General features: G+C 45.8%; 13 protein-coding genes. 8 read left to right on the plus strand and 5 right to left on the minus strand.

The genetic code is table 11. The features are described 5' to 3' along the window. The first annotated feature begins 147 nt into the window (after nucleotides 1-147). A complete protein-coding gene (locus KI743_RS09780) occupies nucleotides 148-705 on the plus strand; it encodes a gamma-glutamylcyclotransferase family protein (protein WP_285466177.1) in 558 nt (185 codons plus the stop codon). A 4-nt stretch (nucleotides 706-709) separates the two neighbouring features. On the opposite strand, the gene KI743_RS09785 is transcribed toward KI743_RS09780, so the two are convergent. Next, a complete protein-coding gene (locus tag KI743_RS09785) occupies nucleotides 710-1042 on the minus strand; it encodes a tRNA-binding protein (protein ID WP_285466179.1) in 333 nt (110 codons plus the stop codon). 186 nt (nucleotides 1043-1228) lie between these two features. On the opposite strand from KI743_RS09785, the gene KI743_RS09790 reads away from it, so the two are divergent. Beyond that, a complete protein-coding gene (locus tag KI743_RS09790) occupies nucleotides 1229-2230 on the plus strand; it encodes a substrate-binding domain-containing protein (protein ID WP_150869170.1) in 1002 nt (333 codons plus the stop codon). A 144-nt stretch (nucleotides 2231-2374) separates the two neighbouring features. Here the strand turns inward: KI743_RS09790 and galM are convergent, their stop codons facing one another. The 4 genes from galM to galE form a co-directional block, all read right to left on the minus strand. Further along, nucleotides 2375-3445: a galactose-1-epimerase gene (galM, locus tag KI743_RS09795; protein WP_285466181.1), complete on the minus strand. Its 1071-nt coding sequence runs from the start codon at nucleotides 3443-3445 to the stop codon at nucleotides 2375-2377. A 106-nt stretch (nucleotides 3446-3551) separates the two neighbouring features. After that, nucleotides 3552-4712, minus strand: a complete 1161-nt coding sequence (gene galK, locus KI743_RS09800; protein ID WP_285466182.1) for a galactokinase — start codon at nucleotides 4710-4712, stop codon at nucleotides 3552-3554. Between the two features lie 190 nt (nucleotides 4713-4902). Beyond that, on the minus strand, nucleotides 4903-5955 hold the full coding sequence (locus KI743_RS09805) for a UDP-glucose--hexose-1-phosphate uridylyltransferase (RefSeq protein ID WP_150893622.1): 1053 nt from the start codon (nucleotides 5953-5955) through the stop codon (nucleotides 4903-4905). 326 nt (nucleotides 5956-6281) lie between these two features. Next, on the minus strand, nucleotides 6282-7301 hold the full coding sequence (galE, locus tag KI743_RS09810; protein WP_285466183.1) for a UDP-glucose 4-epimerase GalE: 1020 nt from the start codon (nucleotides 7299-7301) through the stop codon (nucleotides 6282-6284). A gap of 391 nt (nucleotides 7302-7692) precedes the next feature. Between galE and ebgR the strand changes: the two genes are divergently transcribed. The 6 genes from ebgR (at nucleotide 7693) to ygjJ (ending at nucleotide 17504) form a co-directional block, all read left to right on the plus strand. After that, entirely contained in the window at nucleotides 7693-8676 is a 984-nt protein-coding gene (gene ebgR, locus KI743_RS09815; protein WP_285466184.1) for a transcriptional regulator EbgR, read from the plus strand. Between the two features lie 320 nt (nucleotides 8677-8996). Further along, nucleotides 8997-12113, plus strand: coding sequence for a beta-galactosidase subunit alpha (ebgA, locus tag KI743_RS09820; protein ID WP_285466185.1), 3117 nt, complete (start codon nucleotides 8997-8999; stop codon nucleotides 12111-12113). Nucleotides 12114-12116: 3 nt separating this feature from the next. Continuing rightward, nucleotides 12117-12569 carry a beta-galactosidase subunit beta gene (locus KI743_RS09825; protein WP_285466188.1) on the plus strand — a complete coding sequence of 151 codons (453 nt, stop codon included), beginning with the start codon at nucleotides 12117-12119 and terminating at the stop codon, nucleotides 12567-12569. A gap of 130 nt (nucleotides 12570-12699) precedes the next feature. Then, nucleotides 12700-14124, plus strand: a complete 1425-nt coding sequence (locus KI743_RS09830; protein ID WP_285466190.1) for an amino acid permease — start codon at nucleotides 12700-12702, stop codon at nucleotides 14122-14124. Between the two features lie 543 nt (nucleotides 14125-14667). Next, nucleotides 14668-16101 carry an amino acid permease gene (locus KI743_RS09835; protein ID WP_150893609.1) on the plus strand — a complete coding sequence of 478 codons (1434 nt, stop codon included), beginning with the start codon at nucleotides 14668-14670 and terminating at the stop codon, nucleotides 16099-16101. Nucleotides 16102-16445: 344 nt separating this feature from the next. After that, nucleotides 16446-17504 carry a protein YgjJ gene (ygjJ, locus tag KI743_RS09840; RefSeq protein WP_285466193.1) on the plus strand — a complete coding sequence of 353 codons (1059 nt, stop codon included), beginning with the start codon at nucleotides 16446-16448 and terminating at the stop codon, nucleotides 17502-17504. Nucleotides 17505-17512 lie beyond the last annotated feature (8 nt).

Genomic DNA, 17512 nt, shown 5'->3' on the forward strand with positions numbered 1-17512 from the left:
TCAGACTCATTCGCTGATATAGTGTCAATTAAACACACCATAAGAAGTCAATATGACACAATAAAGTCTTTCAGTTATATGCTGACTTTTATTGGCATCCCCCATATAGTAGGTGAGGCTTTCAACAATAAACAGACAAGGATAGCGATGTATATTTTTGGCTACGGCAGTTTAATCAACTCCTCTTCACGACAACTCACCGGACAGACCGGAAAAGCAATCCCAGCGATAGTCGATGGTCTAGTAAGACACTGGAGTAAAATCGATGACAGCTATGTGATCTCTCCTTTGATCGTGAATCAAGGGCAAGGTCAGGTAAATGGAGTATTACTTGAGGTCGATGAAGTGGCGCTGGCCGAGTTTGATCGTCGCGAGCGCGGCTATCACCGAGTTGAGTTAGATCCCGATCAGATCGAAGCGCATCAAGGCTTTGATCCTTCCCAAACGATCTGGGTTTACATTAAAGATGAGATTGAAGCGCCCTGCAGCAATAGCCCGATTGTTCAGACTTATGTGGATACTGTCATTGCAGGCTGCTTAGAAATATCAGAAAGTTTCGCTTCTCACTTTGTGCAACATACGCAGGGTTGGCAACACCCTATGATTAATGATCGCCATCAGCCTAAATATGGCAACCTAGCAGGCGTGTCTGAGCACCACCACAGCATCATTGATGACCTACTTCTAGTGGTGCGCAGCTCGTAAGTCACTACACGATGCGAACCCCTGCTGGCATCACACGCTCTGGTGTCAGCAGCACACTCTCCGACTCATCGTCTGTTTCAGCACACAGCAACATGCATTCTGATGTATGCCCGCGCATCTTAGCCTTCGCCAGATTACACAGCACCACCACTTGTTTGCCCATCAACTCTTCCTCTGTGTAGTAAGGCACTAGGCTGGTGACTGTCTGCAAGGTTCTCTCACCGACATCAATCTGCACAATATAGAGTTTGTCTGCGTTCTCATGACGAGCAACCTCAATGATCTTACCTACACGCATCTCTAACTTAGCGAAATCACCGTACGCAATCGTATCCATATCCATTCCCTTTTTATTGATGAAATTAACTTTACTTAATTTTAGTAAAGTGTAAACATTTACACTAGCACTAAAGCTAATAATTACAAGCGGTAAAGATCTCAATATTGGAAGTAAAAGATAAGTTTGATTGCCATACTATCAGCGACGGTGTTAAATAGGAGCGGTACTGAGTAGAGGTTGAAAATGGCAACAATAAAAGATGTGGCAAAGGAAGCGGGCGTATCTGTCGCAACCGTTTCCCGTGTAATTAACAAGTCCCCTAAGGCAAGTGCAAGCTCTATCGAGTCGGTCACACAGGCCATGAAAAAGCTGGGTTACCGCCCTAACGCCAATGCTCGTGCATTAGTCAGCCAAAGCACCAATACTGTCGGTGTTTTGGTTGGTGATATCTCAGACCCCTTCTTCGGTACGCTGGTAAAGTCGGTAGACAATGTAGCGCGTGAAAACGGCAAACACATTCTGGTCGGTAATGGTTCCCACGATCGCGAAGAAGAGAAGCAAGCCATCGAACTCTTAATCAACAACCGCTGCGAGTCTTTAGTGATTCACTCCAAAGGTCTTACCGATGAAGAGCTGATCGCTTATGCGAAAGAAGTGAAGGGCTTGGTAGTCATCAACCGCTATATCGAAGAGATTGGCGAGCGCTGTATCTTCCTCGATAACCAAAAAGGCGCCTACCTCGCTACTGAATACCTTATCCGTCATGGTCATCGCAATATCGCCTGCATCGCCTCATCAATTAACATTGAAGATGCTGACGAACGTGTTCAGGGCTATCGAGCAGCACTGAGTGACTACAACATCGAGTTGCCAGAGAGCTACATCGAAAGCTCACAACCAAGCAGCGAAGGCGGTGAATACGCCATGACTAACCTGCTCACCAAATCGCTACCGATTACTGGCATCGTCGCTTACAACGATTACATGGCAGCTGGCGCGCTTTCAGTCCTCGATGAGAATGGTATTCAAGCACCCGATCAAATGTCGATTGTCGGCTTTGATGACGGTTTAATCGCTCGCTACGTCTCACCAAAGCTGACCACCATTCGTTACCCAATTCAGATCATGGCAGAGAAAGCAACACGTCTAGCTTTGCAGCTTGCCAAACAGGAAGTGACCAGTTCAGAAACCATGAGGTTCTCACCGACTCTGGTACGCCGAAACTCAGTATCTAAAGTGAGTTAAAAAGATAAAAAAAAGCCCTAGCGAAAACCGTTCGCTAGGGCTTTGTTACCATACTCTCACTAATGTATCTTTAGTCATTCCCTCGTCAGTAATCTCCCCATAACGAGGTTCACCAAATCCTTTGAGCTGAATGGTTCAGTCTGATTAATCCCCCGAAAATTCAAACTGATAGCAAGTTTGGTAGCGATACTCTTGTTCAGGTCTAAGAATACAGCTCTCTTGCTTCCATTCTGGATGGTTTGGCGAGTCTGGTAAAAACTGAGTTTCCAACGCGACACCTGCGTAGTCTTGGTAGCTTGTACCTGAGCGGTTTGGCGTTCCTGCTAACCAGTTTCCGGTGTAAAGCTGCATTGCAGGCTTAGTCGTAAACACTTTTAAAGTGACAAGTGCGTCAGGCGAAGTCACCGTCGCCGCACATTTTCCGGCGCGGCACTCTTCTGCTAACAAAAACGAATGGTCATAACCTTTGGCATTTTTTTGCTGTTCATCGCCCATCAAACGCTCTGAGAGCATCGTAGGCCGATTGAAGTCAAAACTGGTCGACTTCACCGACTTAAGTCCGCTCAAAGGAATGCCAGATTTGTCGGTCGGTAAAAATTGAGACGCGTTAATGCTGACAATGTGCGACAAGCAGTCTTGTTCTAGCTCAGCACCTAACAGGTTAAAGTAGGCATGATTGGTGAGGTTAACCACCGTCTCTTTATCGGTCGTGGCAAAGTAGTCGATGGACACACGGTTGTCTTCCGTCAGCTGATAACTCACCGATACCTTGAGTGTACCCGGGAATCCTTGATCACCATCTGGAGACGTTAACGTATAGGTTACTGAGCTTTCGGTTTGCTCCTGAACCTGCCAACGCCTCTTATCAAAACCGTTAGGACCGCCATGCAGAGTATTCCCTGCTTGATTCACATCGACCTTGTGGTTGGTACCGTCGATCTTAAAGCGCCCTTTCGCAATGCGATTAGCGTAGCGACCGACAGTAGTTCCCATATAACTGGCTTGTTTGTTGAAGTTTTCCATTGAGTTAACACCCAGTAGCACTTCTCTCTTATTCCCTTTCAGTGGCAGGATACAGCTCAACCAGGTCGCGCCAATATCCATCAATGTCACTTCCATGCCGTGTTGGTTGGTCAGTGTCACCAACTTGGCAGGTTGCCCATCATAGGCTGCCGTTTGAGTCATTGACTGATGCAAACTTTGCGCTTGTGTCATCCTACATTCCTTCCTAGTGCCAGCAAAAAGCCTCTACAAAAGTGCAAAGGCTTTACTATTTGGCCTACTATGATCTTTTTACTTCTGTAGGCCTATAATCAGAGGGTTAGATTACTTCAACTAAGCCCGCACCGTCTTTCGCTTGGCACACATAAATGGATTCTTTTAGGCCCGTCGCCACTTGATATTTCTGTTCTACCGTCGCTTTGATGTCATCAACCAAGGTTGGTGGAACTAAAGCTACGATACAGCCACCAAAGCCACCGCCTGTCATACGTACGCCGCCCTGATCGCCAATCACCTCTTTAACCATCTCAACCAAAACGTCGATCTCTTTCACTGTGATTTCAAAGTCATCGCGCATTGAAGTATGAGATTCCGCCATCAACTCACCCATTCGTTTCATGTCGTGGTTGCGCAGTGCGACCGCCGCTTCTTCAGTACGATCGTTCTCAGTGATTACGTGGCGAGCGCGCTTAGCAACCATCTCATCCAACTCGTCGACTTTGGCATTGAATTGTTCAATGGAGATATCACGCAGTGCAGGTACGCCAAAAATACGCGCCGCTTCTTCACACTGTTCACGACGAGTGTTGTATTCACTGTCGACCAACCCACGCTTCTTGTTGGAGTTGATGATCACTACTGCCATATCCTCAGGCATCGAAACTGGCGTCGTCTCTAGACTACGACAATCCAACAGCATCGCATGGTTCGCTTGGCCTTCTGCTGAGATCATTTGGTCCATGATGCCGCAGTTACAACCAACAAACTCGTTCTCAGCTTGCTGTCCGTTCAATGCGATCTCCGCTTGGGTAATCTCTAGGTTGTAAAGCACCTTAAAGGTTTGACCGATAACTACTTCTAAAGCCGCCGAAGAACTTAATCCTGCGCCTTGAGGCACGTTACCCGTTACCGAAATATCGGCACCATTGAACTCATAGCCACGCGCTTTCAGACATTTCACCACACCACGAATGTAGTTCGCCCACATCTTGTCTTGTTGAAAAGTGATCTCTTGAGTCAAGTCGAACTCGTCCACTGCATCACCGTAATCAACCGATACTACTCGTACGATATTGTCGTCACGTTTTGCTGCCGCCACTACGGTTTGGTAGTTAATGGCACACGGTAGGACAAAACCATCATTGTAGTCGGTATGTTCACCAATTAGGTTTACACGACCCGGAGCTTGGATGATGTGAGTCGGAGCGTAATTGAGTACCGCATTGAAAGACGCTTTTGCGTTTTGGATTAGATCAGACATAGGAGACTCTCTGGTTAAACTTTAATTCAATTGATTGTGGCCCCTTATTGGCACCACTTTAATTCTGTTCGATTCCCTATCACGTTCGTCCCTCTCAGTTGGGAATGACAACATCAGCTCTATTCTCCACGGCTTGTCGTCATTCCAGAATCGAGAGACGAGATATTTGGAATCTCTTTTTATGGATTAACTACTGCTCTTTGTAATGCACGTCACTCAAGTCACGTAGACGCTGCGCCGCTTGCTCTGCCGTCAGATCACGTTGCGATTCAGCCAGCATTTCATAACCCACCATGAACTTGCGTACCGATGCGCTACGCAATAGTGGTGGATAGAACAGAGCGTGTAGCTGCCAATGATCAATGTCGGTCCCCTCTTCGAAGAATGGCGCATAGTGCCAGCCCATCGAGTATGGGAATGAGCATTGGAACAGATTGTCGTAGCGGCTTGTTAGCTTCTTAATCGCAACCGCCAAATCATCACGTTGCTCGTCAGTCAGTTCGCTCATGCGACGAATGTGTGTCTTTGGCAGCAACATGGTTTCGAACGGCCACGCTGCCCAGTAAGGTACAACGGCAATCCAATGTTCCGTTTCAACCACAGTGCGAGAGCCGTCTTTCATTTCAGCTTCAACGTAGTCTACTAATAAGTTTGAACCTTGTTGTTCGAAGTACTCTTTTAGAAGCTTCTCTTTACGTTCGATCTCATTTGGCAGAAAGCTGTTCGCCCAGATCTGACCGTGTGGGTGAGGCTGAGAACAGCCCATAGTCTCACCTTTGTTTTCAAACGCTTGAACCCATAGGTAATCTTTACCTAACTCTTCAATCTGCTCGTTCCAGGTATCAATCACACCGCGGATTTTATTGACCGGTAACTCTGGCAAGGTTTTGCTGTGGTCTGGCGAGAAACAGATCACGCGGCTCAACCCTCGAACACCTTGAGTCTTAAATAGAGGGTTTTCAGACTCTGGAGCGTCAGGCGAGTCAGGCATCAGCGCCGCGAAATCATTACTAAATACGTAAGTTCCGTCGTAGTCTGGGTTTACATCACCCGAGATACGTGTGTTAGTTGGACAAAGAAAACACTCTTTGTCATACGCTGGAAGCTGTTCGGTTGATGGCTTCTCGTCTTGACCACTCCAAGGACGTTTCGCACGGTGTGGTGATACCAAAATCCACTGACCCGTTAGTGGGTTATAACGGCGGTGCGGGTGATCGACTGGGTTAAATTCAACTTTTGACATACTTACATTGCTCTTAATTTTTGTGTTCTTGGCACATCCACCAAGATAAATAATTCTTCTACAAGGAGATTCCCTATCACGCTCGTCCCTCGCTGTAGGGAATGACGTTTGAGTTCGTCGTTTTAATATTCAACGGCCTTTAACTCATTCGTCATTCCAGAGTCGAGGCACGAGATATCTGGAATCTCTCTTTTCTCATCTCTTACCTCTGCATTCCCCGATGAAATTGGAGTTGCAGCTAGGCAGCAAGCTTTCCAATATCCATGAGCATAGATCTTCTATGTGATTGGAATTGGTGAGCGCAGCTAACAACGCTGCGGCTTCAATTACGAAGGGGAATAACCATTAGGGTTGTTCGACTGCCAATTCCACGTATCCGCCGTCATTTCATCAACGCTGCGAGTCGCTTTCCAACTTAGATCTCGCTCGGCTTTTTCAGTACTTGCCCAGCACTCAGCAATATCACCCGGGCGACGTGGACAAATCTCATAAGGCACTGGCTTACCAGAGGCTTTTGCAAAGGCTTCTACCATCTCTAGAACACTTGAGCCTTTACCTGTGCCTAGGTTGTAGATATGCAAACCCGCTTTCTCGCCTACTGCTTTTAGTGCTGCAACGTGGCCATCGGCTAAGTCCATTACGTGGATGTAATCACGAACGCCTGTACCATCTGGAGTTGGGTAATCGTTACCAAATACCGCTAACTTCTCACGGCGACCGACGGCCACTTGAGCGATAAATGGCATTAAGTTGTTTGGAATGCCTTGCGGGTCTTCACCCATAGTGCCTGATGGGTGTGCGCCAACCGGGTTGAAGTAGCGAAGCAGCGTTACGCTCCAATCGTTTTCGGCGTTAAACAGATCGCTCAAACACTCTTCAACCATGTATTTACTGCGCCCGTAAGGGTTAGTTGTTGCACCTGTAGGAGAATCTTCAGTAATTGGCACAACCTCTGGGTCGCCATAAACCGTAGCTGAAGAGCTGAATACGATGCTTTTTACGCCCGCTTTTTTCATGCAACGAGCCAAAACCAAAGAGCCATTTACGTTGTTGTCGTAGTATTCAAGAGGCTTAGCCACCGATTCACCCACGGCTTTTAAGCCCGCAAAGTGAATCACAGCCTGAATGTCGTTTTCTGCAAACACGCTATCGAGGAAAGATTCGTCGCGAATATCGCCAAGGTAAAAGGTTGGACGTTGACCCGTTAATGCTTCGATTCTCTCAAGCACCAACTCTTTGCTGTTACACAAGTTATCAACGATGATCGGTTCCATACCTGCCTGCATCATTTGAATGCAAGTATGACTTCCGATGTACCCCATGCCGCCTGTAACCAGTACTTTCACAATCAACCTCTCTCTTAATCTTGATGACACTCAAGTGGAATATCCAAACTCAATAGCGTCGCGTTAATTAAATACTAGCAGTCAATTTGGAACTAATTCTGTGATCAAAACCACGAAGTGTAAACGTTTACACAAAGTTTCACAGATAGGTCACAGAGCGAAAGGCGTGATAAATGAATGATTAGCAACCTAATCCATTGAATTTAAATAAGATAATTATGAATAGTGAAATTTGCGATATGCACTAAGAGTTCTGAACTTATTTTACTAAAAGTTAATGCAATGACTTCCAGTTTCATTACAATAGACGTTGCAGAATTAGAGAGGTGCACTGGTTTTTTCGCTCATCTATGTTTAGAGCAGCCCAGTGTTCCAATAACAGGAAGTGAGTATGGCAACGTTAAAAGATATCGCAACCGAAGCAAATGTATCATTGGCGACGGTTTCAAGGGTCCTTAATGAAGATCCAACATTGAGTGTTAAGGAAGAGACCAAAAGGCGTATCTTTGAAATTGCAGAAAAGCTGGAGTACAAAACCAGCAGCTCACGTAAAACTGTTAGCAGTAAGAAGCAGCACCATCACTTTCTTGCACTGTACAATTACAAGCAAGAAGCTGAGGTAAACGATCCATACTACCTATCTATTCGCCACGGAATTGAAACCCAATGTGAGAAAATGGATATAGAGCTAACCAACTGTTATGAAAGTAAAATACAGTCTAGCACTAGCCCTATCACAGGTATTCTTCTTGTTGGTAGAATGTCTCCAGAAGTCATTGAGCAAGCGAAAAAACTCACTGATAACATCTGTTATGTGGACTTTACTGATCACTCAGAACCATACGACTCCGTTGATATCGACTTAGCTCGAATCAGTAAAGAGATCACCAACTTCTTTATTAACCAAAGCTACGACCGCATCGGCTTTATCGGCGGCCAAGATGACGTAAATACACCGGATATTCGTGAAGTCGCTTTCGCAGAGTACGGCCTTTTGAAACAAGTAGTGAGTGAACAAGATATCTATCGTGGAGATTTCTCAAGCTTGTCAGGCTATAAGCTAGCGAAGCAGATGTTAGAAACTGGCGACTATCCAAAAGCGATGTTTATTGCTTCAGATTCCATCGCAATTGGCGTATTACGTGCTATTCATGAGCATGGATTGAACATTCCTGAAGACATCGCTCTGATCAGCGTCAATGATATCCCTACGGCTAAGTTTACTTTCCCATCTTTATCAACGGTTCGTATTCACTCTGAACTGATGGGAATTCAAGGCGTTAACCTACTGATCGAAAAAGCTCGTGATGGGCGCACCATCCCACTACGTGTCTACGTACCAAGCAAGTTAAAGCTCAGAGACACCACAAAATAATCTTTTAATTTCATAAAGATATATAAAGCCACCTTCTCTAGAGGTGGCTTTTTTGTATCAAGAAAACTATCTAAACCTCTTCCTAAAATCGCCCAGATCTGCCCACCTTTCCACCACATAGCATTCTTTTAGACGGATCACACCGCACGACTAAAAGCCCTCAAAAAATGTGATGCAGTTAAAGTAAAACGTTTTCACCAATTTCATTTAGTAAAACTTTTACTAATAATTACCTCAGTCCAAAAATACTCGTATTCACTACGACCCAATTACGCATAAGAACGTCGGCTAGCATTCAAATAGGCCGAGAGAGAGGCAACGTGAACAACTGGGAAAACTTCCTGAACTTACATGAGAACCGTATGGCACCACGTGCTTACTTCTTCTCATACGCATCAGAAAAAACCGCTAAAACATTTCAACGTGAATTAAGCAGCCACTTCCAACTACTGAGTGGTCAATGGAATTTCAGCTACTTCACTAACCCGCTCTTAGTTCCTGAAGAGTTTTACTCTCAAGAGATGAGCGATTGGGGCCACATTACGGTGCCAAACATGTGGCAGATGGAAGGCCACGGCGATCTTCAATACACAGATGAAGGTTTCCCATTCCCGATTGATGTACCTTTCGTACCGTCAGATAACCCAACGGGCGCATACCAACGCTCTTTCTTCCTTGGCGAAAGCTGGAACGACAAACAGACCATCATCAAGTTTGATGGTGTAGAGACTTACTTTGAAGTTTACGTAAACGGTGACTATGTTGGTTTCAGCAAAGGCAGCCGACTGACCGCTGAATTCGATATCTCTAGCCACGTAAAAGCGGGCAACAACCTGCTATCTATTCGCGTAATGCAGTGGGCCGACTCCACCTACATTGAAGACCAAGATATGTGGTGGACAGGCGGTATCTTCCGTGATGTTTACCTTGTTGGTAAAGAACAACTTCATGTTCAAGACTTAACGATTCGCACTGATTTTGACGACGCTTACCAAAGCGCTACCCTTTCGTGCAACGTTGCTCTAGAAAACCTAGCAGCAGCGACAAACGCAACTCTTGAGTACGCATTGCTTGATGGAAGCCAAGTTATCTCCCAAGGCTCTGTAGATAACTTAACGGTTCCTAACCAGCAGACTGGCGGCAATGCGAACACTCAATTCTCTATCGATGTCGTGAACCCTGTTCAATGGAACGCTGAAAACCCATACCTTTACCAATTGCTGCTGACGCTAAAAGACGCAGACGGCAAAGTGCTAGAAGTGATTCCACAACGCGTTGGTTTCCGTGACATTAAAGTTCGCGATGGTCTGTTCTACATCAACAACAAATACGTGATGCTGCATGGCGTAAACCGTCATGACAACGACCACCTAAAAGGTCGTGCAGTTGGCATGGATCGCGTAGAAAAAGACTTGGTGTTGATGAAACAACACAACATCAACTCAGTACGTACCGCACACTACCCGAACGACCCACGCTTCTACGAGCTATGCGATATCTACGGCCTATTTGTCATGGGCGAAACCGATGTCGAAACACACGGCTTTGCTAACGTTGGCGACCTAAGCCGCATCACTAACGATCCAGCATGGGAAGCTGTGTTTGTTGAACGTATCGAACGTCATATTCACGCTCAAAAGAACCACCCTTCTATCATCATGTGGTCACTAGGCAACGAGTCAGGCTACGGCTGCAACATCCGCGCTATGTACGATGCGGCAAAAGCGATTGATGACACCCGCTTGGTTCACTATGAAGAAGACCGTGATGCTGAAGTGGTTGATGTTATCTCTACCATGTACTCACGTGCTCAGCTAATGAATGCCTTCGGCGAGTACCCACACGAAAAACCACGCATTATCTGCGAATACGCACACGCAATGGGTAACGGCCCAGGTGGCTTAACCGAATACCAAAACGTGTTCTACAAGCACGATGCAATTCAAGGTCACTACGTTTGGGAGTGGTGTGATCACGGCATCTTAGCTCGTGATGAAGCGGGTACTGAGTTTTACAAATATGGCGGTGACTACGGTGACTACCCGAACAACTACAACTTCTGCATGGACGGTTTGATCTACCCAGACCAAACACCAGGCCCTGGCTTAAAAGAGTACAAACAGGTTATCGCACCAGTGAAGATCCGCGACTTCAATTCTGAAGACGGCACCTTCACCGTTGATAACAAGTTGTGGTTCTCAAACATTGATGACTACACCATCACTGCAGAAGTTCGCGCTGAAGGCGAAACCATTGCAGTACAACACATCAAGGTTGAAGAGTTGGCTGAAAACTCTAGCCGCGAACTGACACTTAACTTGCCAGAGCTTGATGAGCGCGAAGTATTTGTGAACTTTACTGTGCGCAAAGATTCTCGCACGCCTTACAGCGAAGCGAACCACGACATTGCGGTGTACCAATTCCAAGTGAAAGAGAATACAGCACGCCTTGAAGCCTTCACCAACAACAATGCAACGGCACTGAATGTTGAAGAGTCTCGTCTCGCTTATCTAATCAAAGGTCATAACTTCATACTGAAGTTCTCGAAAGTGAACGGCAAGCTGACGTCGTGGTTAGTCAATGGCGAAGAGATGATTAAGTCAGAACCACGAATCAACTTCTTCAAGCCAATGATCGATAACCATAAGCAAGAGCACGATGGTTACTGGGAGCCTGCACACCTACAGATTATGCAAGAGCACTTCCGCACGCTTAACGTGGAAGAGAACAATGGCAAGGTTGAAATCACGACCACCAGCATCATTGCTCCACCAGTATTCGACTTCGGTATGCGTTGTGAATACCGCTACCAAGTTAATGCTGAAGGCCAATTGAACGTTGAGCTAAGCGGCGAGCGTTACGGTGAATACCCTCATGTGATTCCAGTGATTGGTTTTGATATGGGCATCAATAGCGACTTCGACCAAGTTCAATACTACGGTCGTGGCCCTGAAGAGAACTACCAAGACAGCAAGCAAGCCAACATGATTGATGTGTACCAATCAACCGTTGCAGACATGTTCGAGAACTACCCGTTCCCACAGAACAACGGCAACCGCCAACATGTTCGTTGGGCTGCGCTTTCAAGCCGCGCGGGTAATGGTATTGCAGTAAAACCACAGCAAGAAATCAACTTCAGCGCATGGTTCTACACCAATCAAAACCTGCACCAAGCACAACACACCATTGAGCTAGAGAAAAGCGGTTACATCACGCTAAACCTAGATCACCAAGTAATGGGCTTAGGCTCCAACTCTTGGGGCAGCGAAGTGCTCGACTCTTACCGCGTGTATATGGATGAGTTCCGCTACGGCTTAACTCTGATTCCATTCCAAGCAGGCGATTGCGACGCGCAGCACCTAATCAATCACAACTTTGGCGATGAGTTTTTTACGGTCAATGCACCAAAAACTCAACCACAACTGAACGAGGCATAAACGATGATCGTTTTAGAGAACTTGGAACAATTTAAAGTCGTCTACCGTGATGGTCGTAAATGGCAACGCTGTGTAGAAGCGATTGAAAACATCGGCAACATCAAAGATGGCGTGATGCATTCAATTGGTGACTCACTGGCCTACATGATTGAAGACGGCGTGGCTCGCAACACAGAAAACTTCACCGGTAATCGTCGTTACTTCGATGTGCACTACTACTTAGAAGGCCGTGAAACGGTTGAGTTCGCAGCGAAGTCAGGGCTAGAGCAAATCCAAGCTTATAGTGATGAAACCGACCGCGAACACCTAATGGGTAACGGTGAAACTCGTGAGCTAGTTGAAGGCCAAGTGGCGATCTTTGACAACAACCAGGCTTACCGTTTCCACGGTGATAGCCGAGTTCGCAAAGTGGTATTGAAAGTGACTATTGAAGACGGTTACTTCCTCAACAAATAACAACAACCCTATCTATTCGCAGAGTGAGCCTTGCCGTTCAAGGCTCACTGAATAATTAACTCTCTAAGTCACCGAATAAAGACTTAGGACCATAACTACTATAATTACGTGATTCCCGGAGGACACTACTATGTCTGAATCTGTACGCGGAAAGTTAGGCAAATTTGCCCTACTCTCCATGACATTTGCAGCGGTATTTAACGTTCGCAACATCGTAAACAACAATATCGAATTGGGACTAAGTTCTGCCCCTATCTTTTTGCTTGCGACCCTTATCTACTTCATCCCGTTCGTGTTCATCATTGCCGAATTCGTTTCAGCAAATAAGAACTCTGAGTCAGGTATGTATGACTGGCTGAAAAAGCCACTCGGAACTAAAGCGGCTTACCTAGGTTCATTCCTATACTGGTTCGTAAACCTATTCTGGTTTGTATCTCTGCTACCAAACGTCATTGCTTACGCCTCTTACGCGATGCTGGGCTACGAATACGCCTTCTCTCCACTAGTGACTTCGGTGATCTCTATTGTTCTATTTGCCACAGCAACCCATATTTCGACTAAGGGTGCGAGCTGGCTGGGTAAGATCTCTGAAATCGTGGCTTACGGTGTATTCGCACTATTCGCAATCTACGTTATCGGTGCACTCATGGCGCTAGGCGGCGACCATGTACCAGCTGAGCCAATCACGCTTCAAGCAATGTCTCCGACCATTAACTGGGCAACGTTAGGCATTATGTGTTGGATATTCCAAGCAGCTGGCGGTGCAGAAACTGCGGCAGCTTACCTAAACGATGTAAAAGGTGGCCACAAGTCATTCATCAAGGTGATCATTGGTGCAGGTATCGCTATCGGTTCAATGTACGCTGTCGGCTCACTGCTAGTAAACGTGTTCGTTGCTCGTGAAGACCTAACCTATGCGGGTGGTATGGTTGAAATCTTCACAGGCATGGCTCAGTTCTTCAGCATCTCAGAATCTCTAGTAGGTCGCTTCGTTGGTATCGTTCTATTCGTTGCTATGTTTGGCTCAATGATGATGTGGACAGCAGCACCGGTGAAAATCCACTTCTCTGAAATTCCAAAAGGCGTTTACGGTGAGAAAACGACAGAGCTAAACGAACATGGTGTTCCAGTCCGTGCAGCATGGTGGCAGTTTGCGTTCGTATTCGTGATGCTTGTGGTTAACGGCTTCGGCTCGGAATCAGTACAAGACATGATGAACACTGCAATCAACCTAACAGCTGGTACCGCAATGCTACCGCCTATCTTCATCATGGTGGCGTACTTTGTGTTCCGCTTGAAGCATGACGACACACCGCGTGATTTCCGTATGGGTACTCGCACTCAAGGTATGGCTGTGGTTTCAGTTCTGATTACTATCTTCGTTGTGAGCATGACAGCGTCAGCCTTCCCAACAGGTGTAGACCTAGTTCAAGCCTTCTTCATCAACGTATTTATGACAGCGGTATTCTCTGGCATTGCATGGTGGTGGATCTCTCGCTTTGAAAAGAAGCAAGCAGGTAAAGAAGCTAAGCTAGAGACCGCTAAACAGTCGTAACCTGAGTTAACCTATAACATTTATAAAAAAGCGCCTTACATTGGCGCTTTTTCTATTTAAATCAGATAATTAAAATCACAAACTCAATAATAAAAACGCCATTCCGTCAAGTGTAAAACTCTCATAAATCGTCATAAAAACCACAAGTAAAATATTAACTAAATATATTTACTCAAGCTCACATATTTGACTAATTTCAGTTAACTTATTGGCGTCTAATCTTTAATCTTCTTGTTGAAGAGATAGCCACTTCTACACAATAAAAAACGACACAAAGCCCCTACAAGCCTTTAAATAGTCGAAGTGTAGATGTTCAACTCTTCCATCCTCTTCTTTGTTAAATATGGTCTCCACCAAGTAATAAATTTACTTAAAGAGTCATAAAGACAGAGAAGACCGATCGTAAAAATAACAACAATAATCGCTCTCCCCCTCTTTAAGAAAGGGAGTTAGCAAACCAACACAATAATAAAAACGCGGTCTAGATTTTCCTCTCTAGAACCAAGTACTAACGATCATCAACGTGATTCACCGGAGAACATCATGTCCGATAATAAACGCAGTACGATAGGCAAGTTTGCCCTACTGTCTATGACTTTCGCGGCGGTATATAGCTTCAACAACATCATTAACAACAACATCGAAATCGGCCTATCTTCGGCTCCGATGTTCTTTTTAGCAACCATCTTTTATTTTGTTCCTTTCTGTCTGATTGTTGCTGAGTTCGTATCCCTGAATAAAGACTCAGAAGCGGGTGTTTACTCATGGGTTAAAAGCTCTCTAGGCGGTCGCTGGGCATTTATTTCAGCTTACACATACTGGTTTGTTAACCTATTCTTCTTCACGTCTCTACTGCCTAGAATCATCGCTTACGCGTCTTATGCGTTCTTAGGTTTCGAGTACATCTTCACGCCAATGACCACTGCAATTCTAAGTACCATTTTGTTTGCGGTCGCGACGCACATCTCTAACAACGGCGCGAAACTATTAGGCCCTATCACCTCATTAACTTCGTCACTAATGCTGCTTCTGACCATGTCTTACATTTTGCTGTCAGGCGGTGCGTTAATCGGTGGTATTGAACCAGCTGACCCAATCACCATTGAAGCAATGACCCCAAGCTTTAACTGGGCATTCCTAGGCGTAATCACCTGGATCTTCATGGCCGCTGGCGGTGCAGAGTCGGTCGCGGTTTACGTAAACGACATCAAAGGCGGTCACAAGTCTTTCGTTAAAGTGATCATCATTGCGGGTATCTTTATTGGTGCGCTGTATTCGGTGGGTTCTATCCTGGCTAACGTATTCGTATCTCGTGAAGAGCTTAAATTCACTGGTGGTTCAGTACAGGTTTTTGAAGGCTTAGCACTCTACTTCGGCTTACCTGAAATTCTTATGAATCGCTTTGTGGGCATCGTTTCTTTCACTGCGATGTTAGGCTCGCTACTAATGTGGACAGCAACACCAGTTAAGATTTTCTTCTCTGAGATCCCTAAAGGTATCTTTGGCGAGAAGACAGTCGCTCTGAACAAACAAGGCGTACCGGAGCGTGCTGCTTGGGTTCAGTTTTTCATTGTGATTCCGTTGATGTTCATCCCGACACTTGCGTCTGACACGGTGCAAGATTTGATGAGCACCATCATCAACATGACTGCAGCAGCTTCTATGCTACCGCCACTGTTCATCATGATCGCGTACCTACACTTGCGTCTGAAACTCGACCACCTACCACGTGATTTCCGCATGGGTTCTCGCCCTGTTGGTATCGCAGCGGTATCGATTCTGATCAGCATCTTTACCGTGGGTTTCTTTGCATCGACCTTCCCAACGGGTGCTGACATCATGACCATCATCTTCTATAACGTAGGCGGCATCGTGATCTTCTTGGGTTACGCTTGGTGGAAATACGGTCAATACGAGAAAAGCTTATCTGCAGAAGAGAAAAAGCTAGAGGCACGACCTGAACCTGCAAACGCCTAAGCTAATCCTACATCCTTGTTAAAAATTCGAAGGCACTCCCCCATTTGGTGAGTGCCTTGTTATTTCCCTTGTACTATTCCTTAATTTTCATTCAATTATCAGATACTTCCCACACCAACTATTTGCCCATAAATTCAACTAAACCTCAAAATAAAACACAAGTAAATATTTTACTAAAACAGATCACACTTTAGCTTTAAAGAGATTTTAAACGACACATTTATCAGTAATATCAGTCAGGAGAACGCGAGCAACCTGACCGCTACGCCTTGAGAGCACCCCATATTAGAAGTCAGAACTGCTTACGATTCTTCATTTACTAACCCGACACAGAAGTGAACAAAATGAAAAGTAGTTTTACTAAAACCACTCTTATTACAAGTTGTATCCTTGCTGCGCTATCGGCGAATGCCCATGCTGATGAAATAGCGGCTAACCACAGTGAGACCCAACCACCCCAAACCGAAACCCTATTTAACTTTTACGGCGAACTCGGTCTAGGCGGTCATGTTGCCCTAGAAGGTGATGACAAAGGCCGCTACGCAGACGGCACTTACATTGAAGCTGGCTTGGCTATCGAGCATGGTAATTGGTTTGGTCTTGCTTACATGGAAGGCTGGACAGTTCAAGCCGATGACGAAGGCAATGCATGGGCAACTGGCCATGGTTGGGGCGGCTTCGAAGGTGGTTTTAACCGCTTCTACGCAGGTTACCGCACTGATGCAAAAACAGAATTTATTGTCGGTCGTATGGACTCGTCTCTGGATGACGTTCAATGGTGGGGTGACCCAACGGTAGAGTACGGCTACGCGATCTCAAACACTCGTGACGTACACGTTGGTGTGAAGATCCAAAACCTAGAAGGCAAGCTACGCTACAGCGTTTCCTTCGCTCCAGAATCTGACTTCTCTGAAGACGATGCGCTGATTCACTTTGGTAAATACGACAACTTCGCAGACCAATGGAAAGATAAAAATGCCATGGTCAACGGTTATGTCCAATACGACCTGACTGACGACCTAACGCTAATGGGTGGTGGTGAGGTTCGTAATAACGACGGTGGCGAACTTCTACTATTAGGTGCTGAATACAAGAACTTTGCTGCTCGTGTTTGGCACGACACTGACAAAGGCAATCAAGAGTCTTTCGGCAGTGAGTCTGGTATTCAAACCAGCGCTTGGTACGAAGCCGCGCAAGGCGTTTACCTATCCGCAGCCTACAACTACGCAAACTTTGATGGCGATAACGGCGAAAAAGAGATCACTTCTTACATCAACGCCGGTGTTTGGTACGAATACGGAAACGGTGCATTTGCGACCGCTTTCGATAGCCGCTTTGGCGTAGGTAGCGACACTGAAATTGGCGACGCACAAGTGTTCGCAATGCAATACTTCTACTGGTAATAACAGGA

Source organism: Vibrio sp. D420a (genome assembly GCF_030248625.1).
Lineage (GTDB): Bacteria > Pseudomonadota > Gammaproteobacteria > Enterobacterales > Vibrionaceae > Vibrio > Vibrio fortis_A.